25 protein-coding genes are annotated in these 24315 nt (G+C 68.0%); 11 read left to right on the top strand and 14 right to left on the bottom strand.

All coding sequences use genetic code 11. The features are described from left to right. The first annotated feature begins 102 nt into the window (after positions 1-102). From EJP69_RS02045 to EJP69_RS02035, 3 genes are all read left to right on the top strand, one after another. Positions 103-1344, top strand: a complete 1242-nt coding sequence (locus EJP69_RS02045; RefSeq protein ID WP_126468549.1) for a pyridoxal-phosphate-dependent aminotransferase family protein — start codon at positions 103-105, stop codon at positions 1342-1344. Positions 1345-1430: 86 nt separating this feature from the next. Next, positions 1431-2408, top strand: a complete 978-nt coding sequence (locus EJP69_RS02040; protein ID WP_093195056.1) for a Bug family tripartite tricarboxylate transporter substrate binding protein — start codon at positions 1431-1433, stop codon at positions 2406-2408. Between the two features lie 153 nt (positions 2409-2561). Beyond that, on the top strand, positions 2562-3332 hold the full coding sequence (locus EJP69_RS02035; RefSeq protein ID WP_126468548.1) for a fumarylacetoacetate hydrolase family protein: 771 nt from the start codon (positions 2562-2564) through the stop codon (positions 3330-3332). On the opposite strand, the gene EJP69_RS02030 is transcribed toward EJP69_RS02035, so the two are convergent. Next, the gene (locus tag EJP69_RS02030) at positions 3281-4243 is read right to left on the bottom strand and encodes a LysR family transcriptional regulator (RefSeq protein WP_126468547.1); all 963 of its coding nucleotides are present in this window, start codon (positions 4241-4243) and stop codon (positions 3281-3283) included. The genes EJP69_RS02035 and EJP69_RS02030 overlap by 52 nt on opposite strands. Positions 4244-4337: 94 nt before the next feature. On the opposite strand from EJP69_RS02030, the gene EJP69_RS02025 reads away from it, so the two are divergent. Both EJP69_RS02025 and EJP69_RS02020 read left to right on the top strand, forming a co-directional pair. Then, a complete protein-coding gene (locus EJP69_RS02025) occupies positions 4338-5528 on the top strand; it encodes an MFS transporter (protein WP_126468546.1) in 1191 nt (396 codons plus the stop codon). A 36-nt stretch (positions 5529-5564) separates the two neighbouring features. After that, the gene (locus EJP69_RS02020; RefSeq protein ID WP_170217027.1) at positions 5565-6098 is read left to right on the top strand and encodes a GNAT family N-acetyltransferase; all 534 of its coding nucleotides are present in this window, start codon (positions 5565-5567) and stop codon (positions 6096-6098) included. 21 nt (positions 6099-6119) lie between these two features. Here EJP69_RS02020 and EJP69_RS02015 read toward each other — a convergent pair whose 3' ends face one another. Together EJP69_RS02015 and pdxR are read right to left on the bottom strand one after the other, a co-directional pair. Then, positions 6120-8882: a sensor domain-containing diguanylate cyclase gene (locus EJP69_RS02015; protein ID WP_240652004.1), complete on the bottom strand. Its 2763-nt coding sequence runs from the start codon at positions 8880-8882 to the stop codon at positions 6120-6122. Between the two features lie 175 nt (positions 8883-9057). Continuing rightward, a complete protein-coding gene (gene pdxR, locus EJP69_RS02010; RefSeq protein ID WP_126468544.1) occupies positions 9058-10491 on the bottom strand; it encodes a MocR-like pyridoxine biosynthesis transcription factor PdxR in 1434 nt (477 codons plus the stop codon). 103 nt (positions 10492-10594) lie between these two features. On the opposite strand from pdxR, the gene EJP69_RS02005 reads away from it, so the two are divergent. Beyond that, the gene (locus EJP69_RS02005; RefSeq protein ID WP_126468543.1) at positions 10595-11047 is read left to right on the top strand and encodes a carboxymuconolactone decarboxylase family protein; all 453 of its coding nucleotides are present in this window, start codon (positions 10595-10597) and stop codon (positions 11045-11047) included. Between the two features lie 19 nt (positions 11048-11066). On the opposite strand, the gene EJP69_RS02000 is transcribed toward EJP69_RS02005, so the two are convergent. Both EJP69_RS02000 and EJP69_RS01995 read right to left on the bottom strand, forming a co-directional pair. Further along, positions 11067-11474 carry a PaaI family thioesterase gene (locus tag EJP69_RS02000; protein WP_093306825.1) on the bottom strand — a complete coding sequence of 136 codons (408 nt, stop codon included), beginning with the start codon at positions 11472-11474 and terminating at the stop codon, positions 11067-11069. A gap of 29 nt (positions 11475-11503) precedes the next feature. Next, positions 11504-12220, bottom strand: coding sequence for an FMN-dependent NADH-azoreductase (locus EJP69_RS01995; RefSeq protein WP_240652003.1), 717 nt, complete (start codon positions 12218-12220; stop codon positions 11504-11506). A gap of 120 nt (positions 12221-12340) precedes the next feature. Here EJP69_RS01995 and EJP69_RS01990 point away from each other — a divergent pair, with 120 nt between their 5' ends. Next, the gene (locus tag EJP69_RS01990; protein ID WP_126468541.1) at positions 12341-13267 is read left to right on the top strand and encodes a LysR substrate-binding domain-containing protein; all 927 of its coding nucleotides are present in this window, start codon (positions 12341-12343) and stop codon (positions 13265-13267) included. Between the two features lie 79 nt (positions 13268-13346). Next, the gene (locus tag EJP69_RS01985; protein ID WP_126468540.1) at positions 13347-14927 is read left to right on the top strand and encodes a serine hydrolase domain-containing protein; all 1581 of its coding nucleotides are present in this window, start codon (positions 13347-13349) and stop codon (positions 14925-14927) included. A gap of 58 nt (positions 14928-14985) precedes the next feature. Here the strand turns inward: EJP69_RS01985 and EJP69_RS01980 are convergent, their stop codons facing one another. Further along, the gene (locus EJP69_RS01980; protein ID WP_093195045.1) at positions 14986-15189 is read right to left on the bottom strand and encodes a hypothetical protein; all 204 of its coding nucleotides are present in this window, start codon (positions 15187-15189) and stop codon (positions 14986-14988) included. Positions 15190-15409: 220 nt separating this feature from the next. Here EJP69_RS01980 and EJP69_RS01975 point away from each other — a divergent pair, with 220 nt between their 5' ends. Beyond that, on the top strand, positions 15410-16126 hold the full coding sequence (locus EJP69_RS01975; RefSeq protein ID WP_126468539.1) for a hypothetical protein: 717 nt from the start codon (positions 15410-15412) through the stop codon (positions 16124-16126). Between the two features lie 6 nt (positions 16127-16132). On the opposite strand, the gene EJP69_RS01970 is transcribed toward EJP69_RS01975, so the two are convergent. The 4 genes from EJP69_RS01970 to EJP69_RS01960 all read right to left on the bottom strand — a co-directional run bounded on the left by EJP69_RS01970 (position 16133) and on the right by EJP69_RS01960 (position 18220). Then, positions 16133-16396, bottom strand: a complete 264-nt coding sequence (locus tag EJP69_RS01970) for a general secretion pathway protein GspL (RefSeq protein ID WP_240652002.1) — start codon at positions 16394-16396, stop codon at positions 16133-16135. A gap of 21 nt (positions 16397-16417) precedes the next feature. Beyond that, positions 16418-16663, bottom strand: a complete 246-nt coding sequence (locus tag EJP69_RS01965) for a hypothetical protein (RefSeq protein WP_126468537.1) — start codon at positions 16661-16663, stop codon at positions 16418-16420. A 347-nt stretch (positions 16664-17010) separates the two neighbouring features. Next, entirely contained in the window at positions 17011-17178 is a 168-nt protein-coding gene (locus EJP69_RS29395; RefSeq protein WP_170217026.1) for a hypothetical protein, read from the bottom strand. A gap of 139 nt (positions 17179-17317) precedes the next feature. Further along, the gene (locus EJP69_RS01960; protein ID WP_126468536.1) at positions 17318-18220 is read right to left on the bottom strand and encodes a LysR substrate-binding domain-containing protein; all 903 of its coding nucleotides are present in this window, start codon (positions 18218-18220) and stop codon (positions 17318-17320) included. Positions 18221-18355: 135 nt separating this feature from the next. On the opposite strand from EJP69_RS01960, the gene EJP69_RS01955 reads away from it, so the two are divergent. Next, positions 18356-19024, top strand: coding sequence for an FMN-dependent NADH-azoreductase (locus tag EJP69_RS01955; protein WP_126468535.1), 669 nt, complete (start codon positions 18356-18358; stop codon positions 19022-19024). 139 nt (positions 19025-19163) lie between these two features. Beyond that, positions 19164-19616, top strand: coding sequence for a fimbrial protein (locus EJP69_RS01950; RefSeq protein WP_126468534.1), 453 nt, complete (start codon positions 19164-19166; stop codon positions 19614-19616). A 15-nt stretch (positions 19617-19631) separates the two neighbouring features. Here EJP69_RS01950 and EJP69_RS01945 read toward each other — a convergent pair whose 3' ends face one another. The 4 genes from EJP69_RS01945 to EJP69_RS01930 form a co-directional block, all read right to left on the bottom strand. Continuing rightward, on the bottom strand, positions 19632-20537 hold the full coding sequence (locus EJP69_RS01945; RefSeq protein ID WP_093195038.1) for an SDR family oxidoreductase: 906 nt from the start codon (positions 20535-20537) through the stop codon (positions 19632-19634). Positions 20538-20618: 81 nt separating this feature from the next. After that, positions 20619-21557, bottom strand: a complete 939-nt coding sequence (locus EJP69_RS01940) for a glutathione S-transferase family protein (RefSeq protein WP_126468533.1) — start codon at positions 21555-21557, stop codon at positions 20619-20621. A gap of 36 nt (positions 21558-21593) precedes the next feature. Next, positions 21594-23237 (bottom strand): isovaleryl-CoA dehydrogenase, encoded by a 1644-nt coding sequence (locus EJP69_RS01935; protein ID WP_126468532.1) that lies wholly within the window; start codon positions 23235-23237, stop codon positions 21594-21596. Positions 23238-23279: 42 nt separating this feature from the next. Beyond that, entirely contained in the window at positions 23280-24296 is a 1017-nt protein-coding gene (locus EJP69_RS01930) for an NADP-dependent oxidoreductase (RefSeq protein WP_126468531.1), read from the bottom strand. Positions 24297-24315 lie beyond the last annotated feature (19 nt).

The raw sequence follows: 24315 nt of genomic DNA, 5'->3' as shown, positions 1-24315 counted from the left end.
ATTTTGAATGCAAAAAAGATGAGCTACAAGCCAGAGATATCAGGGTAAACCATCAAACAAAAATGCATTTTGAATGCAAAACTGAATGCGAAAGGAGAGTTCATGCTGCAACTCGACATCCACCCCACCGGCCGTCACTTCCTCCAGATTCCCGGTCCCAGCCCGGTGCCCGACCGCATCCTGCGGGCCATGAGCCTGCCCACCATCGACCACCGCGGCCCCGAGTTCGGCACGCTGGGCCTGAAGGTGCTGGGCGGCATCCGGCAGATCTTCAAGACGAAGCACCCTGTCGCGATCTACCCCGCTTCGGGCACTGGTGCCTGGGAAGCCGCGCTCGCCAACACGCTGAGCCCCGGCGACCACGTGCTCATGTACGAGACCGGCCACTTCGCCTCGCTGTGGCAGAAGATGGCCACGCGCCTGGGCCTCTCTACCGAATTCCTCGCATGGCAAGGCGCAGACGCGCAGTTGCCCAATGCGCCGAGCTGGCGCCGCGGCGTGCAGGCCGACCTCATCGAGGCCCGCCTGCGCAAGGACACGGAAAAGAAGATCAAGGCCGTGTGCGTGGTGCACAACGAGACCTCCACCGGCGTCACCTCCGACATCGCCTCGGTGCGCAAGGCCATCGACGCCGCGGGCCACCCCGCCCTGCTGATGGTCGACAGCATCTCGGGCCTCGCCAGCGCGGACTACCGCCACGACGAATGGGGCGTGGACGTGTGCGTCAGCGGCTCGCAGAAAGGCCTGATGCTGCCGCCGGGCATCAGCTTCAACGCGCTCTCGCCACGCGCGCTCGAAGTCTCGAAGACTGCAAAGCTGCCCAAGGCCTTCTGGGCCTGGGACGAGATCGTCGAGATGAACAAGGACGGCTACTGGCCCTACACGCCCAACACCAACCTGCTCTACGGCCTCTCGGAGTCGCTGGACATGATCCTCGGCGAGGGCCTGGACAACGTGTTCGCGCGCCACCAGCGCTGGGCCGCCGGCGTGCGCGCCGCCGTCAACGCCTGGGGCCTGCCGATCCAGTGCGCCGACCCGGCCGTTTACTCGCCCGTGCTCACCGGCGTGATCACGCCCGAGGGCGTGGATGCCGACGCGCTGCGCCGGCTGATCCACCAGCGCTTCGATCTTTCGCTCGGCACCGGCCTGGGCAAGCTCAAGGGCCGCATGTTCCGCATGGGCCACCTGGGCGACAGCAACGACCTGACGCTGGTGGCCATGGTCGCCGGCGTCGAGATGGGCATGAAGCTCGCGGGCATCAGGCTCGCCGGTGGCGGCGTGCAGGCCGCGATGGACCATTTCTCGAACCACACGGCTCCGGCCGCGCTGCAGAAGGCCGCATAGACAGGCACGCAGCGCCGCCGGCGCTGCACAAGCATACGGCGCGGCGGCGCGCATCGGATTTCCCACCCACGACGGAGACAAGGAAGATGCAGAGACGTTCGTTGATCCAGGCCGCGGGCGCCGCGGCCGCCACGCTGGGCGTGCCCCGGCTCTTCGCGCAGGAATGGCCCACCGGGCCGGTGCGCATCGTCGTCGGCTTTCCACCCGGCGGCGGCACCGACGCACTGGCCCGCGTGGTCGCCCAGAAGCTCACCACCATGTGGGGCCAGCAGGTGATCGTCGAGAACAAGGGCGGCGTGGCCGGCGTGCTCGCGGCCGACTACGTGGCGCAGCAGCCCAGCGACGGAAGCACGCTGCTGATGGCCCACATCAACAGCCACGCGCTCGCACCCAGCCTGCAGCCCAAGCTGCGCTACAACGTGGAACGCGACTTCGTGCCGATCGTGCTGGTGGGCGTCACGCCCAACCTGCTGATCGCCAACCCGGCGCAGAAGGCGCTGTCGGTGAAGGACATCGTCGCCGCCTGCAAGGCCGCGCCCGGCACGCTGAGCTTCGGCTCGGCCGGCGCGGGCTCGGCGCAACACCTGGCGCTGGAAATGTTCAAGCTGCAGGGCGGCGTCGATGCGCTGCACGTGCCCTACAAGGGCAGCGGCCCGCTGCTGGCCGACCTGATGGGCGGGCAGATCCAGTACAGCTTCGAGACCATGACCGCCGCCACGCCCCATGTGAAGAACGGCCGCGTGCTCGCCGTGGCGCAGACGCGCACCAAGCGCGCCAAGGGCCACCCCAACGTGCCGACGATGCAGGAGCAAGGCTTCCAGGGCTTCGAGGCCACCACCTGGTACGGCCTGGCCGGACCGGGCAAGCTGCCGGCCTCCATCGCGCAGAAGGTGAACCGCGACGTGAACACGGTGCTGGCGATGCCCGACGTGCAGGAGCGGCTCGACACCTACGGCGCGGAAGACGGAGGCGGCTCGCAGGACAAGTTCAAGCAGTTCATCAGCACCGAGATCGCGAAGTGGGCGAAGGTGGTGAAGGACGGCAACGTGCACGTCGAAACCTGAAGAGCCTGGCTCACACCCCAGGCTTCGCGCACTTCGTGTCGCTACGCCAATCCCCTTCCGGGGGCAACACCTGAGGCCCGGCAAAGCCGGTTCCTCCGTGTTCCCGGAAGGATCGCCATCACCAGCCAGGTTTTTGCTGAGAAGATCGGGAAGATGACTCCATCCCAGACCGCCCTCACCGACGCACTCGTGGCCGCGCGCCGCGGCAACCGCACCCTCGACGCCACGCCCTGGCTCGACACCCTCGAAACAGCGACGCAAGCCTATGAAGTGCAGGACGCCGTCGCGGCCGCGCTCGGCTGGTTCGACGGCCAGCCCGTGCCCCGCGCATGGAAGTCGGGCGGCGGCTCGCGCACCGCGACGCTCACGCATGCGCCGCTGGCGCCCGCCGGTGTCCGCCAGAGCCCGGCCGATTTCAGCGACCTCGTGTTCCATACACCCGGCATCGAGGCCGAGATTGCGCTGCGGTTGGGCCAGGACGTGACACCCGCGCAGGCCGCGAAGCTCGATCACGAGAACGCCGCCGCGCTCATCGATGCGATAGCGGTGTCGGTCGAGATCGTCGATGCACGCTGGCAGGACCTGCCCTCGACGCCCGCCCTGCTGCGTCTTGCCGACTCGCAGGTGCATGGCGCGCTCGTGATCGGCGAATGGAAGCCCTATGCCGCCGTCGACTGGGCCTCGCAGCGCTGCGAAACGAAGATCGGCAGCGCCGACGTCGTGGTGCGCGAAGGCACCCATCCGCTGGCAGACCCGGCCTGGTTGCTGCCGATCTGGCTGCGCCACATCACGCGCAATGGCCAGACAGTACCGGCCGGCACCGTCGTCACCACCGGTTCATGGGTCGGCGTGCTGCCATGCCGGCGCGGCGATCAGGTGACGGCCGAGTTTCCGGGCATCGGCGCGGTCCGCTTGAGCGTATAGCGCCCACCTCCCACGCCCGAGCAGGCCACCAGGAAATCGAGCACCGCCCGCACCCGCGCGGGCAGCGTGCCGGCCTTGCCGATGTAGACCGCGTGGATCGGCTCCACCTCGGCCGGATTGAACTCCTCCAGCAGCGGCACCAGCCGCCCAGCGTCGATGTCGTGCTGTATGTGGTACAGCGACAGCCGCGCCACGCCCGCCCCCGCGATGGCCAACTGGCGCAGCGTTTCGCCGTCGCCTGCGCGCACCGGTCCGGCCACCGGCAGGCACTGCATGCGGCCGTCCACGCGCAGCGGCCAGTCGGGCGTATTGCGCCGGTAGCTCCAGCCCAGGCGGTTGTGCGCCTCCAGCTCCTGCGGCGTGCGCGGCGTGCCGTATTTCTCCAGGTAGGCCGGCGCCGCGACGATGGACTGGCTGGTCTCGCCGAGCCGTCGCGCCACGAGATCAGATGCCGGCAGTTGCCCCCAGCGAATCGCGATGTCGGCGCGCTCGTCCATCAGATCGACGATGCGGTCGGTCAGCGCGATGTCGAGCGTGATCTGCGGATGCATCTCCAGCAGCCGTGGCACCAGCGGCACCAGCTTGTGGTGGCCGAACGAGACGCTGGCGTTGATGCTCACGCGCCCGCGCGGTGCCGCGCCAGCTGCCGCGCAGCGCTCGGCTTCGTCCATGTCGGCCAGAACGCGCAGGCTGCGCTCGTAGAACTCCGTGCCCTCGGGCGTGAGCTGCAGCTTGCGCGTGGAACGGTGCACCAGCTGGATGCCCAGGCGCAGCTCGAGTCGCGCCACCAGCTTGCTCACGGCAGAGGGCGTCATGCCCAGCAGGCGCGCGGCGGCCGAGAAGCCGCCCGACTCGACCACCTGCACGAAGGCTTCCATCTCGCCGGAGCGGTTGACGTCGATGCGCGGCATGGCTCTTCCTTCAATCTGTGAGTTGATCTCACAAGTCTGTGTACTGGCGGCATTCTAGTCATCGATGGTCTTCGCCCGCACAGTACAGGCCATCATGCCAATAGCTCTCATCGCCCTCACCGCCGGTGCCTTCGGAATAGGCACCACCGAGTTCGTCATCATGGGCCTGCTGATGCAGGTCTCGACGGATCTTCACGTCTCCATCACGGCCGCCGGCCTGCTGATCTCGGGCTACGCGCTCGGGGTCGCGGTAGGCGCCCCCGTGCTCACCATCGCCACCCGCAAGCTGCCGCGCAAGACCGTGCTGCTCGCGCTGATGGCGATCTTCACGCTCGGCAACCTCGCCTGCGCCCTGGCGCCCAACTACGAGATGCTGATGGCCGCGCGCGTCATCACCTCGCTGGCGCACGGCACCTTCTTCGGCGTCGGCTCGGTGGTTGCCACCGGGCTCGTGGCGCCGGAACGCCGCGCTTCCGCCATTGCGATCATGTTCACCGGCCTCACCGCCGCCACGCTGCTGGGCGTGCCGGCCGGCGCATGGCTGGGCCTGCAGTTCGGCTGGCGCTCGGCCTTCTGGGCCGTGACGCTGATCGGCGTGCTGGCCTTCGCGGTGCTCGCAGTATTCGTTCCGCGCGTGAAGAACGAGGCCAAGCCCGCGCCGCTGCGCGATGAACTGGGCGTGCTGGCGCGTCCGCAGGTGCTGCTCGGCCTCGCGATGACGGTGCTCGGCTTCGCCGGCGTGTTCGTGGTGTACACCTACATCCAGCCGCTGCTCACGCAGGTCACCGGCCTGCCGGAATCGGCCGTGTCGCCGATCCTGCTGGTGTTCGGCGGCGGCCTCGCCATCGGCAACCTGCTCGGCGGCAAGCTGGCCGACCGGGCACCGATGGCCGCCGTGTTCGGCACCCTGGTGGCGCTGGCCGTGGTGCTCGGCGCAATGCAGTTCACCATCGGCACGCCTTTCACCGCCGTGGTGTTCGTCGCCCTGCTGGGCGTGGCCTCCTTCGCCACCGTGGCGCCGATGCAGCTGCGGGTGCTTGAGAAGGCCTCGGGCGCGGGCCAGAACCTCGCGTCCAGCCTCAACATCGCGGCCTTCAACCTCGGCAACGCACTCGGCGCCTGGGTCGGCGGCGTGGTGATCGACCACGGCCCGGGGCTGCGCGCGCTGGGCTGGGTGGCCGCGCTGATCACGCTGGTAGGCCTTGCCATCGCGCTGTGGAGCCGCTCTCTGGACCGCAGCGAACCGCGCGATGCGCCGAGCGATTGCGCATCGGCCCGAGCCTGATCGACGTGCGAAGGCAGAATCGGCCGACCGACCGACATGCCTTCGTCTCCTCCCTCCTTCCGGGTCCGCCCGGCCATCGCCGCCGACGCTCCAGCGCTGGCGGCGTTGTCCATTCAGGTCTGGCTGGCCACCTACGCGACCGAAGGCGTGAGCGACCTGCTCGCGCGCTACGTGCTCGAACAGTTCACGCCCGCCGCGTTCACGGGGTGGATGGACGACGCCGGCACCGGGTTGATCGTCGCCGAGGCCGACGGCCACCTGCTCGGCTACGCGCGCCTGGGGTTCGACGCCCCGCAGCCTCCGCCCCTGTCATCCGTGGCCGGCACAGAGCTTTGCACGCTCTACGTGCAAGAGCCGTTCACCCGCTCGGGCGTGGGCTCCGCCCTGCTCGACGAAGCCTGCGCCACGGCTCGCGAGCGAACCGGCAGCGACGCGATGTGGCTGACGGTCAACGCAAGAAACGAGCGGGCCTGCGGCTTCTACGAGAAGCACGGCTTCGTGCGCCGGGGCACGACGTGGTTCGTCCTCGGCGAAGGCCGTCACGAGAACCTCGTGCTGGCTCGCCCCTGAGCCTCGCCCTGCCGCCGGTGGTCAGTGCTCCTGCCGCGTGGGCGAATCGCTGCTCGAGTTCGATTCGCCCGAGGGCATGAAGAACGCGAACCGGTCACGCCCGGCCGCCTTCGCGTTGTAGAGAGCGGCGTCCGCCCGAGCCAGAAGCTCGGTGGCGGTGGCCGAGGAGCCGGCCGCGCGGTGGAACGCGATGCCGATGCTGGTCGTGACGTCCACGCGCTGGCCGTCCACCACGAAGGGCGGCATGTGGACGCGCTGCACGATCTTTTCCGCGACCACGGCCGCCGCCTCCGGCGTGCCGAGCCCTTCCAGCACCAGCACGAACTCGTCGCCGGCCAGCCGGGCCACCATGTCGGTGCCGCGCACGCAGGCCTGCAGCCTGCGCGCGTACTCGGCCAGCACCGCGTCGCCCACGGCGTGGCCCATCGTGTCGTTGATGGCCTTGAAGTGATCGATGTCGAGGAACATCAGCGCCAACGCATGGCCGGTGAGCTGCCCGCGCAGCACCGCGTCGGGCAGGTACTCGTTGAAGGCCAGCCGGTTGGGCAGGCCGGTGAGCGTGTCGAGCCGGGCCAGCTCGATGAGCTTGTGCTCCACCACCTTCAGCGCCGTGATGTCCAGCGCCAGCGAGAAGATGCCGTGCGTCAGCCCGTCGGTGCGCACGTCTGGCACGTAGATGACCTGGGTGATGCGCTCGAAGCCCGCGCGCTGCGTGCGCGACTCGAACTCCACGCGCTCGCCGGCCAGCGCCCTGGCGAGCATTGGCTGGCGCGACACGTAGACCTCGCGGCCGGCCACCTCCTGGATGTGGCGCCCCAGCACCTGCGCCGGGTCGAGCCCGAGCCATTCGCGGCTGGTGGCGTTGGCGAAGGTGATCTTCTCGTCGCGATCGATGTAGGTGATCAGCGCCGGCATGTTGTCGGTGATGGCGCGCAGGCGCAGCTCGCTCTCCGCCTGGCGCAGCTCGGCCTCCTTCAGCGCCGTGATGTTGAAGGACATCAGGTAGAAGCCCACGACCTCGCCGCGCAGGTTCTTGTCCGGGATCAGGTTGACCTGGAAGTAGCCCTGCTTGCCGTGCAGCGGCGCGCGCACCGGAAAGCGCACCTTCTTGCCCGAGAACATGACCGGAAGGTACGGTTTGAGCTGGGAATAGATCGTCCTGCCCAACGCCGAGCGCAACGTCGTGCCCTGCAGCGGAGCCCCCTCGCCCAGGCCCGCCATCTGGCGCGCCCTGACGTTGGCGAACAGGCAGTTCTGCTGGCGGTCGAAATAGCCGACCAGCGCCGGAATGCTGTCGGTCACGTCGCGCAGGCGGGTTTCCTGCTCCGTCAGGGCGCGGCGGATCTTGACCTCCTCGCTGATGTCGAAGGTCATCGAGAACACGCCGCACACCTTGCCGTCGGCGTCGAGGTCGGGGATGTAGTGGGCCTTGAAGGTGCGGTCGCCGATGCCCAGCGCCGGATCGCCCGACTTCTCGATGATCACCGTCTCCCCGGCCAGCGCACGCAGGAAATGCGGCTCCACCACCGCGAAGTCGGCCGGGCCGCGCACGTCGGGCATCAGGCGGCCCACCAGCGACGCGTTGTTGTGCAGGGCCCGCACGTGGGCATTGACGAAGGTGTAGCGCAGCGAGGCGTCGACGTGCGACACCATCGCCGGAATGCTGTCCGCGATGATGCGCACCTGCGCCTCGCTGTGCGCGAGGCTGCGCTCGATGGCGCGCCGCTGCTCCATCAGCTCGTCGAAGGTGCGCGCGAGGTCGCCGATCTCGTCGCGGGTGTAGCTGCGCTGCGCCATCTCGTCGTGAGGGGCGTCCTCCGGGGCTTCCTGGGTGAAGCGCATGTGCCGGTGCAGGTCGGCCAGCGGCCTGAGCTGCCTGCGGGCCACGGCCAGTGCCAGGGCGCCTGCCGAAAACGCCAGCGCCAGTGCGCCGAGCCAGGCGCCGCGCTCGATGGCGTCCACGGTCGCGAAGGCCTCGCGGCGCGGGTACAGCGCGCCGACGATCCAGTTCGCGCTCTCCGCGCGGTCGAAGGCGTAGAGGGCTGGCACGCCGGCCTCGTCGACGCCTTCGCTGGAGCCCTGGAAGCCGGCCAGTGCGCGAAGGATCTGGGGCGTGCCGCCGCCGTCCGCCTGGATCTGGTTGAGGATGCGCGAGGTGCGCGGATGGTCGACCACCACGCCGTCCGTGGTGGTCACGAACAGGTAGCCGGTCTTGCCGAACTTGACGTCGGTCAGCGTGCCCAGGACGTTGCGTTCCTTCAGGTTGATGGCGCCCGAAATCACGAACCTCACCTGCCCCGCGTGGTCGAGCACAGGTTCGGTGATGGCCACCTGGGCCAGCCCGTTGAGCCTGTTCCGGTAAGGCTCCGACACCAGGCCCGCCCTGGAGGCGACGGTCTGCTGGAAGTAGGCCCGGTCCTTGACGTTCACCTTGCCGATGGCCTGCGCGCCGTTCAGGTTGGCCACCAGGTTGCCGTCCATGTCGAGGAAGGCGACGTTGTCGAAGGCCTGGCGCAGCGAGACGTGCTTTTCCAGGAAGGCCTGCAGCGCCGCGTCGGCCTGGAAGTCCTGCGCCTTCACGGTGCCGCCGAAGGTCTGCAACAGGATGCGGCGGCTGTCGAACTTCTGGTCGATGGCATCGGCGATGGCGCTCACCCGGGCCAGTTCTTCGGCCGCGATCGAGGCCCGCATGTTGCTCTTGACCAGGTGCAGGGCGACGGTGGCGATCGCGAAGGTGGCCAGCAGGACCACGGCCGCCACGCCGAGGCTCAGGCGGGTATGCAAGCCGAGGCGGATTTTCGAGGAGCCTGTTTGAGTCATTGAGCGTGTTCGGACCGGTGCGTTGCCGGCAGGACTGGGGTTTCCGGGCACAGTATCGACGCGTTCTGCGCACCACGGAAGATATCGGAAGCCCTCCATTCTTGCCGTGTGGGGGTACGCAGCTGTACCCGGATCGGATTCAACCCATCTGCAGGAGCACGTCGCGTACCCGGTCCAGCGACGGATCGATGTCCGCCTCGTCGATGGCGCCGAAACCCAGCATCAGCCCCGGACGCGGCGGCGAGAAATGGAAGAACGGCGCCAGCGGATACAGCCCCACGTCGACCCTCCGGGCCAGCGCGATGAGCTGGCCGATGTCGATCTCGCGCCTGCAGATGGCCGCCATGTGGATGCCGGCCGTCACCGGCAGCAGCTCGAACCAGGGCGACAGCTCGTCCGCGAAGCGTCGCACGATGCGCTCCCGCCGCGCCGCGTAGGCCGCGTGGCAGCGGCGGATGTGCCTGTTGAGGTCGCCGTCGGCAATGAACTTGGCAAGCGCCCATTGCGCCTGCGTCGAGGTGTGCCAGTCGGTCAGGTGCCTGGCCGTGCCCACGGCCTCCAGCACCGCCAGCGGTGCGACCAGGTAGCCCAGCCGCAGATCGGGCGAAAGCGTCTTCGAGAAGGTGCCGACGAAGGCCACGCGGCCGTGCTCGTCCATGCTCTGCAGCGAATCGGCCGGGCGGCCCTCGTAGCGGAATTCGCTGTCGTAGTCGTCCTCGATCACGATGGCGCCCAGCTCGTCTGCACGCGCCAGCAGCGCCCTGCGGCGGCGCTCGCTCATCGGCACGCCCAGCGGAAACTGGTGCGCAGGCGTCACGTAGATCAGCCGCGTGCCGTCGGGAATGCACTCGACCACCAGCCCCTCGCGGTCGACCGGCACGCCCACCACCTTCGCGCCCTGCGCCTCCAGCAGCAGCCGGGCCGGCGGGTAGCCGGGCTCCTCCATCGCGACCGTGCTCCCGGGCTCGACCAGCACCCGTGCGATCAGGTCGAGCGCCTGCTGCGCGCCGTTGGTGACGAGGACGTCGGCCGCGCCGCAGCGCACGCCCCTGGAAAAGCTGGCATGCCGGGCGATGCCATCGCGCAGTTCATGCAGCCCTTCGGCGTCGCCGTACAGCCCGCGCGAGCGCGCGCCCTGCCGCAGCGCATGCAGCACGCAGCGGCGCCAGTCGGCGTGCGGAAAGAGATCGCGCGCCGGAGCCCCGCCGATGTACTCGTAGCGCGCGCTGCCCGCCGGCGCGGGATGCCGCAGCGGCGTGCTCATGCCGCGCCAGTGCTCGACCATCGCCGAGCCCGCGAGCGCCCGTGCCGCCACGGGCGCCGGCTTGCGCGCCGCGCCTTCGGCCACGAAGGTGCCGCTGCCGACGCGCGCGGTGAGTAGCCGGTCGAAGGTCAGCCGGGCATAAACCTCCGACACCGTCTTGCGCGACAGGCCCAGTCGCTCGGCGAGAAGCCGCGACGGCGGCAGCCTTTCGCCGGCGGCCAGCCGGCCAGCGCGGATCGCTTCCTTCAGCTGCCGGTAGAGCTGCCCGGTCAGGTCCTTGTCGCCTTCGATGACGACGTGCAATTCCATCGGATTGGTCTCCTGCGAATGCTCCGGATTGGCCGCCGCCGGCGGCGGCCCCGGCTCCTAGCATCGAGTCAGGATTGAACCACTACCCAAGAAGGAACCCGACATGCAAGCGCACTCCGAATCCCGCCTCGATTTCTACAAGGCCTCGCCCGACGCGCTCAAGGCGCTGATCGCCTTCGAGGTGGCCATCGGCAAGCTCGGCCTGGAGCCGAAGCTGCTCGACATGGTCAAGCTGCGCGCCTCGCAGATCAACGGCTGCGCCTACTGCATCGACCTGCACACGGCCGACCTGCGCAAGGCCGGTGAAACCGACCGCCGCCTGGCCACGCTGAGTGTCTGGCACGAGACTCCCTTCTTCACCGGGCGCGAGCGCGCCGCGCTGTCGTGGACCGAAGCGGTGACGCAGGTCTCGCTCACGCACGTACCCGACGAGGCCTACGAGGCGCTCGCGGCGCAGTTCAGCGAGGCCGAACGGGTCGACCTGACGATGGCGATCAATGCGATCAACAGCTGGAACCGGCTGTCGATCGGCTTCCGCAAGCAGCTGTCGGCCTGAGCGCTTGCAGTTCGCCGCATCAGGCCTTCACGATGCGCGCGCTCGCGGTGGAGCGCGCGACGATGCGGCCCTCCGCGTCGCTCAGTTGCGCCTCGAGAAAGGCGATGCTCCTGCCGCGCTGCACGACGCGGCCTTCGCCGTACAGCAGGCCGGGCTTCGCGGCGGCCAGGAAGGACACGCTGAAGTCGATGGTGACGGAGTACGTTTCCTCGCCGTTGAGCACCCACAGCGCCGGGCCCATCGTGTCGTCGAGCATCGCCGCCAGGATGCCGCCTTGCACCGCTCCGGCGGGGTTCAGGAATGCATCGGTGGCCGTGAAGCTCAGCCGGATCGTGCCCCTGGCCCGGTCGAACTCCAGCACGCGCTGGCCGAAGAGCTCAGCGGTCGGCGGGCGGGGAAAGCGCTCCAGCAGAGGGTCAGGCACCATTTTTCGCTCCGGAAGTGGAGCGAAAAATCCTAGGCGGCTGCTGCTGACAGCGTGGTGTCAGCAGTGGCGATGCGTCCACGCGAGTCGAGCAGCTCGTCTACGAGATCGTCCACCCGCTGCTCGGCGCGCCGCAGCGACTGCGCAAGCTGCTCGCCGCCGAACTCGTCGGACTCCACCGCCGCCTCGAACACCTCGGTGATGCCGATGTAGCCCAATGCCGAGCGCACGCTGTTCTCGGTGTGGTTGAGGTGCGCGATGCGCCCGCCCGCGTCGTAGCCGTGGTCGCCGCGCGCACCGAGGAGCACCACGCGCTTGCCCATGTCCGCCAGCATCGGCCAGTACGGCACCGCCCCGCGCAAGCGGTCGAAGCCGAAGGTGCGGCCCACGCGCACGATGTTGTCGATCCAGGCCTTGAACTGCGCTGGCACGCTGAAGTTGTACATGGGCAGGCCGATGACGACGAGGTCGGCCGCGACGAGCTGATCGACCAGCCGATCGCTCTCGGCCAGCGCCTCGGCCATCCATGGTTCGCGCGCCGCGGGCGGCGTGAAGGCCGCGTGAATCCAGCGCCCGTTGACGTGCGCGGGCGGCTGCTGGCCCACGTCGAGGTAGTCGATGCGGTCGGCGGGCCGCGCCTTCTGCCAGCGCTCGACGAAACGCGCGGACAGGCGGCGCGTGTGCGAGCCGTGGAGGTCGGTGTCGGAACGGCCGGGGCGGGCGCTGGCGTCGATGTGGAGGATGTTCATGGTCGTTGTCCTGCTCGTGATGGATGAATTGGTGTCTTTCATTCCGCGCTGCCAGAATGCTGCGCAGGCCTCTAATCTATGGATCGAGGTCATTCCTCACAAACGACGATTTCTCCTCTTATGAACGAGATTGGCTCATCCATCCGCCCTCCCCGCCGGCTGCCTCCCCTGCTCTCGCTGCGCGCCTTCGAAGCCGCGGCCGCGCACCTGAGCTTCCAGCGCGCGGCGCTCGAGCTATCGGTCACGCCTTCGGCCATCAGCCATCAGGTGCGCGGGCTCGAAGACACGCTGGGCCAGCCGCTGTTCCGGCGGCTCACGCGGCAGCTCGCGCTGACGCCCGCGGGCCAGCGGCTCTTCGACGACCTGCGCATGGGCTTCGATCTGCTCGAGGCCGGCGTCGACAGGCTGCGCCGGCCCGCCGCGTCGCAGGCCGTGACGCTCACCACCAACACGGCATTCGCAGCGCGCTGGGTGCTGCCGCGCATGGATGCGTTCCGCAAGGCCAGCCCCGGCGTGGAACTGCGGCTGCATGCGAGCGACACCGTGGTCGACCTGGCGCGCGGCGATGCGGACATCGCGGTGCGCTCGGGCAGCGGCAACTGGCCGGGCCTGGTGTCGCGCGAGCTGATGCGCGAGCACTATGCGCCGCTGTGCAGCCCGATGCTGGGCCTGAAGCGCGCGGAAGATCTGCCGAAGCACCGGCTGATCCACTGCGACTGGCAGCCGCAGGCGCTCGCGCCCGCCGTGTGGCCGCGCTGGTTCCGCGAAGCCGGCGTCGTGCCGCCGAGGGGGCGCGCGATGAAGGCATCGGACCTGTCGTTCTCCGACGAGACGCACGCGATGCTGGCGGCGCTCGCCGGGCACGGCGTGGCGCTGCTGAGCCTCACGCTCTCGGCCGAGGAGCTTCGCAGCGGTGCGCTGGTGCAGCCCTTCGGGCCCGCGCTCGATACCGGCAGCTACTTCCTTGCGGTCGCGAGCGGCAGGGAGAACGAGCCGGCGATCCGCGCCGTCTGGGAGTGGATCGCATCGCAGGCCGCCTCAGGCTGAGCGGTATCTGAAGAGCGGGCTTGCATGTCGTTACGGTTCTCGCGCAGACTCCGGCAACAACAAAGCGAGGAGCCCCCCAATGACGAGGTTTGTCCGCGCGCCCTTTGCCATCGCAACAGGTGCGCTGCTTGTAATAGCTTTGACCTCATGTGGGGGCGGCGGCGGAGGCGGTGGGGGCGGAGGAATCGGCATAGGGCTCGGCACTGGCGGCGGAACCACCTCGCCGCCGTCTTCCAACACGCCGGAACTGCCCGCACGCGAAGCGCTCATTGCCCGCGCCAGGAGCTACGAGCTCAACACGCCGTACGTGCCGCCACCGGGTGACCCGCTGGAGCACAACACCTCCGGCTACGCCAAGGCGATGTGCTCCGCGGCGTTCATCACCGGCCTCGACCCCGACGTGGCGGCCGAGAGCGTCGGCTACTTCACCGGGCCCTACGACCAGCGCAAGAAGGTCGGCAAGCCGGTGGTGGACAGCGTCAAGAAGGAAGTCCGCATCACCATTCCCAACGGCCCGACGCTGACCGCGCGCTACTTCGGCTCGCAGGGCTGCATCACGCTGCCGCCCGGCCGGGACGACGTGTTCTTCACGCCGGTGACCGTCAAGAGCGCTCTGCCTGACCCATCGACACAGCAATGGCCGATGGGCGACATCGTGCCCTCCGGCTCCGCACCCGGCATCGACACGACGAAGGTGGGCCAGGCGGTCGATGCAGCCTTCGAGCTGCCGGAGGCCTACACCGCGGCCTTCGTCGTCACGCACAAGGGGCGCATCGTCGGCGAGCGCTACATGAACGGCATCACCTCGAGCACGCCGCTGGAGTCGTGGTCGATGGGCAAGAGCGTCACCGCGACGATGATGGGCGTGCTCATGAAGCAGGGCGTGTACAGCCTCGACCAGCCGGCGCCCATTCCGGAATGGCAGGGAGCCGACGACAAGCGCAAGGAAATCAGGATCCAGGACATCCTGCACATGTCGAGCGGCCTGCGCATCAAGGCGCCGGACGACCCGGACTTCGACCCCACCGGCACCTACCCCGACCACGTCTACTTCTACACGGGCCGCATCAACATCTTCAACTACGCGGCCACGCGGCCGCAGCAATGGCCGCCCAACACCATCGGCCGCTATCGCAACACCGACCCTGTGCTGGCGAACTACCTGATCCGCCTGGCGGTGGAGAAACGCGGCGAGGAATACCTGTCGTTCCCGCAGAGAAACCTGTTCGACAAGATCGGCATCCGCACGATGACGCTGGAGACCGACCCCTACGGCAACTTCATGGGACAGGGCTACGACTTCATGTCGGGGCGCGACTGGGCGCGGCTGGCCAACCTGTACCTGCAGGACGGCGTGTGGAACGGCGAACGCCTCTTGCCAGAGGGCTACGTGAAGTTCGTGAGCACGCTCGCGCCGGCCTGGGCCGCCGACAAGCGACCGATCTACGGGGGCTTCTTCTGGCTCAACGGCTCGAGCACCTGGCCGGTGCCGACCTCGGCCTACTACATGCTGGGCGCCGGCGGGCAGGTGGTGCTGATCGTTCCTTCGCACGACCTGGTGGTGGTGCGGCTGGGCTTCGACAAGGGGGCCAACGCGTCGGTCACGAGCCTGCGAAAGGCGCTGACGCTGCTGATGCAGGCGGTGCCCAGTTCGTCCTGACCCTCTGCGCCAGAAGCGCAAAGGCCTCCCGAGGGAGGCCTTTTTTTGCCCGTCCGGCTTACTCCGCGCGCTTGCTCAGGAGGGTCTGCACGACATAGCCGTCGCGGTAGACCGCCTCGATGGTCCCTTCCACCCGGTCACTGGCATGCGCGGTGACGAACTTCTGCTCCGTCACCCGGTAGACCACCATCGTGCTGGACGAATGCTTGCTGAGCGTGCGGGCCACGCCGGTGGCTTGTCTCAGGGTCGGATATGTCTCCATGGGGCTCTCTTCCTTGTCCTCTCGATGCCTCAAATGTTAACCCTTTGGTATTCGAATATGCCTCAGGGTATTTTCCAAGCACAAACGCCCGCGATTCTCTTCGGTTCGTCTTGTTCAGGAATCGGATGATCCGGTCATTGACAAGCCCGGGCCAGCGGGTCGATCGCGCACCGTCATGCATCGAGGCCGTGCGTTGCCCCTTCACTACACTGCCATCCCGATGAGCCCCGGCATCCTGATCTCCCACTTCGCCAGCGGCGACATGCTCCGCAGCCGAAGCGTGAGCGACGTGGTTCTGAGGGGCACGCTGGATGTGCCCGCGCCTGCGCCACGCCTGCTCTCGGACTGGGACAGGGAGATCGCGTCGCAGCTCTCGCTGGAGCCGGGAGACGTCGAGGCACTTCCCCTGCCACGCGCTCGCGCACGCTGGCCCGACTACAGGCACTGCGTGCAGGCCGTTTCCGACTGGACGCTCGCGCTGGGCCTGCCAGGGGTGCTCGGCTCGGCCGACGTGGCCCTCATGGCCTGCCGCGGCGCGAGGTATCACCACGACGGCATGCAATACGGCGGCGCGGCCTTCTGCAATCTCTTCATGAGCGAGGACAAGGGGCTGGACCTGCACTTTCCCCATGCGGGCCTGCGGATCCCGCTCCGGCGGGGTACGGCGGTCGTCTTCGACACGGGCCAGCCGCACGGCGTCATCCGGCGCGGCAGCACGGGCTTCGACCCGGCGGACTTCGCGGACGGCAACGACTGCAACCAGGTCTTCCTGACCTGGGAGCTCCCGATCGAGGATGCCCATGTGGCAAGGGCCCTGCGGGTCGACTTCGACATCGCATCGCCGGCATCTGCCCGGCCCGATGAAGAGCAGCTCATGCGAAACGGCGCGCCAGCCGTCGTGTGCCCGGACTCGGGCCGCTGGCTCGACGCCGGTTGATCGCGCTCAACGCGCCGTAGGTGAGGCGCTGGCGGCCAGCCCCCGCAGACATTCGTTGACCGCCTGCAGCGGCGTCTTCTCGTGGCAGCGCGCCACTGCCTCGCGGGCGACGGCTTCGCTCAGGCGACGCTCCTGCGCGGCCTCGACCTGCAGCTCGACGATCCACTTCATGAGCATGGCGAGCACGATCAGCAATCCGACCATGGCGGCCATCAGCATCACACGCCAGTTCCCGGCGCGAAGCAAGGGAGTCGCGGTCTTGCCGGCCAAGGTTTCTTCCCGGGTGCTCATCTAGCGCGGAAGGTCCGGAAAGACCCACATGCTCAGCCCGAGGATCAGGCCGATGCCCAGCGACACGATGGCTGCGGTCGTGAACATCGATGCCGCGATGATGTTCTGCACGAAGACGGCCACCAGCACGAAACCCACGGAGGCCACGATGCACAGCACCACCGGCAACCAGGCGACGTAGGCCGGCCGGCGCTGGAGCACCGCGGGCTCGTCGGGACTGGTTTCGCGCAGGAACGGGGTGCGCATGATCTGCCTCCTCTTCGCGATATGTCGCGTGTCTGTCTGTCGCCGAAGAAGGCCGAAGGCTCCGAAACAGCGACGCATGCTTGCGGCACCACGCTCCACACTCCCTCGCATGGCCCGTTCGCAACCTTTACTGACCTTCGTCAAAAAGTACCGGGAGGTTATGGAAAACATCTGACGGGGTTAAGGGATTACTGCGCGAACGCCGTACTTGAAAACAGGCACGGCACAGAAAGCTCATGAACCTGCGCAATATTTGACAAGTGTCAACAGTGCGCCGGAGCACGACTACGCCTTTCGTATTCCTGGCGCAGCACGGCCCGGCGCAACGAGCGAAGCGCGTCCCCTGCTCAACCGCAGAGATCGAAGATCGCTTCCATGATCAGCTGGTAGCCGCTCCAGAACAGCCAGTGATCGCCGCACTGCGTGAACGGCCCGGCCATCGCGGGAGCCGCAACGGCCAGCGACGACAGGATCGCCGCAACGACGCCGGCCTTGACTGCGGTTGCACGTTTCATGATTTCCTCCTCCAGTGGTGCTGTTGAACGCAGGACATCACGCTCCTGCGGCGCGACGAGTTGCACCCGCAACTCATCGGGAGGGACTCTAGAAATGTGAACAGCCGGCCGCCAGTGCCGAAAGTCACCGCGCGCGAAATCAGGTGCCTGCACCCGGCGGCTGCAGCCCTCTCACCCACTCGAACACCGCCGCCACCGCGGGCTCGTCGCGCCGTGCCTCGGGGCACACGAGATGAAACGGAAGCCCCGGCAGCTGCGGACCGAACGGCTGCACCAGATTGCCCGCGCGCAGTTCGTCCGCGATCAGCGCGAGGCCCATCAGCGCGACGCCCTGCCCCTGCAGCGCGGCGGACACGGTGTGCGTCTCGTCCGAGAACACCGGCCCCGCCGACACATCGAGGCCCGGCACCTGCGCCTCCTGCTGCCATGCGGCCCATGTGCCTGGCTGGTTCCTGCTGCCCGGCACCGCGAAGTGAAGCAGCGTGTGCCGCGTCAGATCGCCGCGCCGGCGCAGCTTGAGCGCAGGGCTGCAGGCCGGCGCGAAGACGGTGTCGAACAGCTTCTCCGACACCATGCCCGGCCACTGCCCACGGCCGTAGCGGATCGCGATGTCGGCCGTGACGCCGTCGAGCGCGACAGCGTCGTGCGACGCATGGATGCGCAGGTCGAGCCGCGGATGCAGCGCGCGCAGCGTGCCCACGCGCGGCAGCAGCCAGCGCGCCGCGACGGCCGGCGTGGTCGACAGGGTGATGGCCATCCGCTGCGGCGGCGCACGCAACCGCGCGACCGCATTCGCCATGGCATTGAACGACTCGCTCAGCACCGCCTGCAGCTCCCTGCCCTGCGGCGTCAGCACCAGTTGCCTCGGCTGGCGGATGAACAGCGGCACGCCGAGCGAGTCTTCGAGCTGCCGCACCTGGTGGCTGATGGCCGTGGGCGTGACCGAGAGCTCGTTGGCCGCGAGCTTGGCGCTGCAGTGGCGCGCGGCGGCCTCGAAGGCCCGCAGCGCCGCCAGCGGAGGGAGTTGTCGAAGGTTGGCCATGGATGAATCAAATTTTCATCAACACAAAGAAATCGTCGTTTGTCGCGCTGGTTCTCCCTCAATACAGTGAGATCCAAGCCAGCCCGAAAGCTGAATTTTCTTCATCCAACCCTTCATGTCAAAGAGGATCTCGCCATGACCACACTGCTCCACATCGACGCCAGCGCCCGCCCCGGCCGTTCGGGCACGCACGTTCACGGCTCGCACTCGCGCCGGCTGAGCCATCACTTCGTGTCGACCTGGCGCGCGACGCGCCCCGACGACGAAGTGATCTACCGCGACATCGGCGCCACGCCGCCAAGCAACGTCACCGGCGAATGGATCGCGTCGGGCTACACGCCGGCCGAACAGCGCGAGCCGTGGATGCACGCCGTGCTCGCGGAGAGCGACGCGCTGATCGCCGAGATCCGTCGCGCCGACGTGCTGGTGATCGGCGTGCCGATGTACAACTTCGGCATGCCTGCGCCGCTGAAGTCATGGATCGACAACATCGTGCGCATCGGCTCCACCTTCAACTACGACCCCAGCCGCGAGAACCCGTACGTGCCTCTGCTGGCCGAGCGCACCCGCCGCACCGTGCTGCTCACCTCGTGCGGCAGCAGCGGCTACCGGCCGGGCGGATTCCAGGCGCACCTTGACCTGCTCACGCCGGGCATCACGGCTCCGCTGTCGCTGCTCGGCCTCGACGAAGTGCACAGCGTCGCGATCGAACATGCGGAGGACCACGGCGACCTGCTCGACTGCTCCATCGCCGATGCGCTCGCCCGCGTCGAAGCGCTCGTTGCCGAGCTGCAGGCCGCGTGATCCGGCGCGACCTCGATAGTCGCGTCGCTGCCACTACTTTTCGACAAGATGTTGCAAGCGCGGTGCGTGCGTGATTTGATGCATCGCGTACATCAGGGAGTCCTAGAAGAAAGAAAAACGGGACGAAAGAGAGGTCGCGATGGGACGACTCGAACATCAGGTGCGCGCATGCGCGACATCGGTTTTCCTGCTTGCAGCAGCGACAGTCGGGACATCGGCATGCGCCCACGCGGCGGATGGCACGATCCACTTCACGGGCGAGATCGTGGCCGCGCCCTACTCCATCAGCTCGGCGCCCGCCACACCGGCCACGATGGCCGCGCGCATCGGCAAGGCGGGGCCCGCCAGCGAAGTGATCTTCCAGCGCCAGTACATCGACCGGCCCAGCGCCAGCGTGCGAGTCGATGCCCTTGGCGGGCAACCGCTGGAACTGGCCTTCACCGATGCGCGAGGCCAGAGGCATGCACTGGCTCCGAAGGACGCGCGCGACATCGGACAGGACGGCGGCACGCTGTCGATCCGCCCGAAAGGCGGTACCACCGACGACACGAGCCGCGTGACGGCCGCGCTGGTGACCGTCACCTACAACTGAAGAAGAACCGCGCGCTCAGGCCGAGCGCAGTTGCTCGCGCAGCTTCTGCCCGATCTCCGGCCGCTCGAGGAACGGGTCGGCCGGATTGGTGATGGAGACGATGTTCTCCATGCGGCTGCGCACGTTGCCCAGCGCCTTCGGGTGGCTGAACACGTAGAACTGGTTGTCGGTGATGGCCTCGAACACCTTGGCGGCCACTTCGGCCGCCGTGATCTTGCCGCTGCTCACCGCCTTGTTGCTCATGGCCTGGCCGATCAGCTGGCTCTTGGTGAGCTCGCTTTCCTTCGGCGCATTCGGGCGGTTGCGCTCGCTGCTGGTGATGCCCGTGGGCACGAAGTACGGGCACAGCAGGCTCGCGCCGATCTGGTCGGTGACGAGGTTCAGGTCCTGGTACATCGTCTCGGTGAGGCTCACGACTGCGGCCTTCGCCGCGTTGTAGATGCCCATGTTCGGCGGCGTGAGCAGGCCGGCCATGCTGGCGGTGTTGGTCACGTGGCCGCGATAGGCCGGGTCTTTCGCCGCGGCCTCCAGCATCATCGGCACGAACAGGCGCACGCCGTGGATCACGCCCCACAGGTCCACGCCCAGCACCCATTCCCAATCGGCGACCGTGTTCTCCCACACGAGGCCGCCGGCGCCCACACCCGCGTTGTTGAACACGAAGTGCGGCGCGCCGAAGCGTTCCTTCACGGCTGCGGCCAGCGCTTCCATCTGCGCCGCGTTCGACACGTCGACCTTGCGCGCCAGCACCTGCGCACCGGCCGCTTCCATCTCGGCCCTGGCCTTGTCGAGCGCATCCTGCTGCACGTCGACCAGCACGAGGTTCATGCCGCGGGCGGCGCCGATGCGCGCGCACTCCAGGCCGAAGCCCGAACCAGCGCCGGTGAGAACGGCGGTCTTGCCCTTGAAGTCCTGAATCATTGGGTGCTTTCCTTTGGTTGTCTCTGCGCCGTCTATTGGACCGCTTCGCGCGGAGATCGACTGTCGTTCGCGTGACGCGAGTCAGTCACCGGCCTTCTTCAGCACATACCCGATCCGCGGAAAGTGCACATGAATCGCCCCCACGCGCTCGCTGCTGCGCTCCAGCGTGTAGTGCGTGCGCGTGGCCGCGATCAGCGTGCCCGGTGTTTCCTCGAGCCCGAAGCTCTCGGCGCGGATGGTGACTGCGCTGCCCAGCGGGATGCCGTGGTCGTCCTGGAAGGTGCTGTCGGTCAGCAGCGTGTGCGGCGTCGAGGCCTTGGCAACGGCGATGGCTTCCTCGCTCGTGAACTTCTCGGGCACGTCGTGGCCGATGGCGGCCATGCGGTCCATCCAGTCGATCACCGCCGGCGTGAGGTCGAGGATGGTGCGGACCGACTCGATGCGCCGCGTGTACCAGAGCGGGTGGTAGGCCGAGAAGTCGGCGATGCTGGGCACTTCGCCCAGCAGGAAGGGCTTCTCGTCGAGCATGTCCGAGAGGCGGCGCAGGTACGACTTGTAGGCGCTGGTGGCATCGGCCGGACGCAGGCGGGTCATGTTGCCCGCGCTCATCCTGCCGCGGTCTTCTCCGAAGGCCTTGGCTGCCTCGGGTGGCGCCTTGGCGAACACCTCGGCCGCGCCCTTGGGCTGCAGGCTCCAGGCCATCGCGGCCCAGAACAGCGAGGTGTCGGCCCACTGCGCGAGGATGCGCGACATGCCCTTCTCGGGCTCGGGGTAGAGCGTGGGCTCGGGCCGCAGGTGCTCGAGCACGTCGGCGATGAGCGCGCTGTCGCAGTAGATGTCGGCGCCGATCTGCAGGAAGGGAGTCTTGCGATAGCCACCGGTGAGCACCTCCACGTCGGGCTTCGGCATGATCGGCGGGATGAAGACCGACTTCCACGGCAGCTTCTTGGCGCCGAGGATCAGGCGCACCTTCTCCGAGAACGGCGAGGTCAGGTAGTGGTGAAGGATCAGGTCGACCATGGTTGATGTTTCCCGTGGGGTTGTCGTTGTGTTGCTTCAGCGCGGCTGTGCGCGCTGGACGATGGAGTCGAAATCGGTCCCTGCCCCCAGCGTACCGAAGGCATTGCCCCAGTCGCCGCCCAGGCGCGACGCGCAGAACGCGCCGGCGACCGCCGATGGTGCGGTCTGCACGAGCAGCGCAGCCTGCACCGCCAATGCGACATCTTGCGCCAGGCGGCGGGCCTCGGCTTCGGATGCCATCGCCTCGATGCGCGCCGGCAGCGCATCGGCCAGCCGGTCGAGCGCGGCGTGCTGGCCGCGCGCGGGGGCCAGTTCCTTTTCGAGGGCAGCCACCGCATCGCCCTTGCGCAGGCCCCGCAGCAGGTCGAGCGCCATGATGTTGCCCGCGCCTTCCCAGATGGAATTGAGCGGCATCTCGCGGTAGATGCGGGCCATGATGCCTTCGCCGCCCTCTTCCACGTAGCCGTTGCCGCCGAGGCATTCCATCGCCTCCTGCGCGAAATGGCTGCCGCGCTTGCAGATCCAGAACTTGGCGACGGGCGTGAGCAGGCGCGCCATCAGGCGTTCATGCTCGTCGGACTGGTTGTCGAAGGCCTTCGCAAGACGGATCGCGAGCGCGGTGGCGGCCTCGCTCTCCAGTGCCAGGTCGGCCAGCACGTTCTTCATCAGCGGCTGGTCGATCAGCGGCTTGCCGAAGGCCATGCGCTGCGTGGCGTGGTTGAGTGCGATGGACAGCGCCTGCCGCATCAGTCCGCTGGTGCCCAGCGCGCAGTCGAGCCGCGTCATCGTGCCCATCTCGAGGATCTGCGGAATGCCGCGCCCCTCCTCGCCCACGAGCCACGCGGTCGCGCCATGGAACTCGACCTCGGAGCTCGCATTGGCCTTGTTGCCCAGCTTGTCCTTCAGCCGCTGGATGCGGATGGCGTTGCGCGAGCCGTCGGGCAGCACGCGCGGCAGGAAGAAGCACGAGAGCCCGGCGGGCGCCTGCGCCAGCACCAGGAAGGCATCGCACATCGGCGCCGAAAAGAACCACTTGTGACCGGTGATGGCATAGCGCTCGCCCCAGGCATCGCTGCTGCCTTCGCGCACGGCTTGAGTGGTGTTGGCTCGCACGTCGGAGCCGCCCTGCTTCTCGGTCATGCCCATGCCCATGGTCACGCCGGGCTTGTCGCTGAACGGCTTCAGCGCCGGGTCGTACCAGAGGCTGCCGAGCTTCGGACCCCAGTCGGCATGCGCCGCCGCATTGCCGCGCAACGCGGGCGTGACGGCGTAGGTCATGGAGATGGGGCAAAGGATCGAAGGCTCCAGCTCGGTGAAGAGCATGAAGCCCGCCGCGCGCAGCACGTGCGGCGAGGCGGAAGTGCCGGTCCACGGCGTGCCGTGCAGGCCTGCGCCCACGGCCGCGCTCATCAGCGCGTGGTAGCTCGGATGGAACTCCACTTCGTCGATGCGCCGGCCGAAGCGGTCATGCGTATGCAGCTCCGGCGTGTGGATGTTGGCGAGCCGCGCATGCGCCTGCATGCCGTCCGAGCCGAGGGTCGCGCCCAGTTCGTGCAGCTGCGTTGTCTGCAGCGCGGGCGCGTTGAACTTCAGCGCATCGCGCAGGGGCCGGTTGGTGTCGAAGAGGTTGTAGTCCACCAGCGGCGCGGGCTGGTTGAAGACCTCGTGTGTCGTGTCCATGGCCGGCCTCCTTGCCGTGCGTTCAGTTCATCGGTGCATGCATCAGATGAGCTTGACGAGTTGCTTGCCGAAGTTGCGGCCCTTGAGCAGGCCCAGGAAGGCCTCTGGAGCCGACTCGATACCCTGCGCGATCGACTCGCGCGGCTTCAGCTTGCCCGTGCCCACCAGCGTGCCCAGTTCGGTCAGCGCCTCGGGCCACACTTCCATGTGCTCGCTGACGATGAAGCCTTCGATCTTCATGCGGTTGATGAGGATCAGCGCCGGGTTCGCAAGCGGCAGCGGTTGGCCGTCGTAGCCCGCGATCATTCCGCACAGCGCCACGCGGGCGAAGGCGTTGGCGCGCAGCAGCACCGCGTCGAAGATGTAGCCGCCGACGTTCTCGAAGTAGCCGTCGATGCCGTTCGGGCAGGCTTCCTTGAGCGCCGCGCTCATCGACTTGACATCGGGATGCAGGCGGTAGTCGATGCAGGCGTCGAAGCCCAGTTCGTCGGTCACGTACTTGCACTTGTCCGCGCCGCCCGCGATGCCGACGACGCGGCAGCCGCGCGCCTTGGCCAGCGCGCCGAAGGCGCTGCCGACCGCGCCGCTGGCGGCGGTGATGACCATGGTTTCACCGGCCTTGGGCGCGATGATCTTCACGAGGCCGTACCAGGCGGTGACGCCCGGCATGCCGACCGCGCCGAGGTAGTGCGACAGCGGCACGTGCGTGGTGTCGACCTTCTTCAGCGCGCCGGGTTGCGAGGCATCGACCACGCTGTATTCCTGCCAGCCGCCGAAGCCGACCACCTTGTCGCCCACGGCGTATTTGGGATGCTTGCTCTCCACCACCTCGCCCACCGTGCCGCCCTGCATCGTCTGGCCCAGCGGTTGCGGTTGCGCGTAGCTCTTGGAGTCGTTCATGCGCCCGCGCATGTAGGGGTCGAGGCTCAGGTAGTGGTGGCGCACCAGGACCTGGTTGTCCTTGAGTTCGGGGGTCTGGGCCGTGACGAGCTTGAAGTTGCTCGCGACGGCTTCGCCTTCGGGGCGGTTGTCGAGGTGGATCTGCTTGTTGGTGGGCACGGAAGTCTCCGGAAAAATC

Origin of the sequence: Variovorax gossypii (genome assembly GCF_003965815.1) — a bacterium.
Lineage (GTDB): Bacteria > Pseudomonadota > Gammaproteobacteria > Burkholderiales > Burkholderiaceae_C > Variovorax > Variovorax gossypii.
Note: the sequence above shows the minus strand (reverse complement) of the source record. Positions and strands in the feature narration are given on the sequence as shown.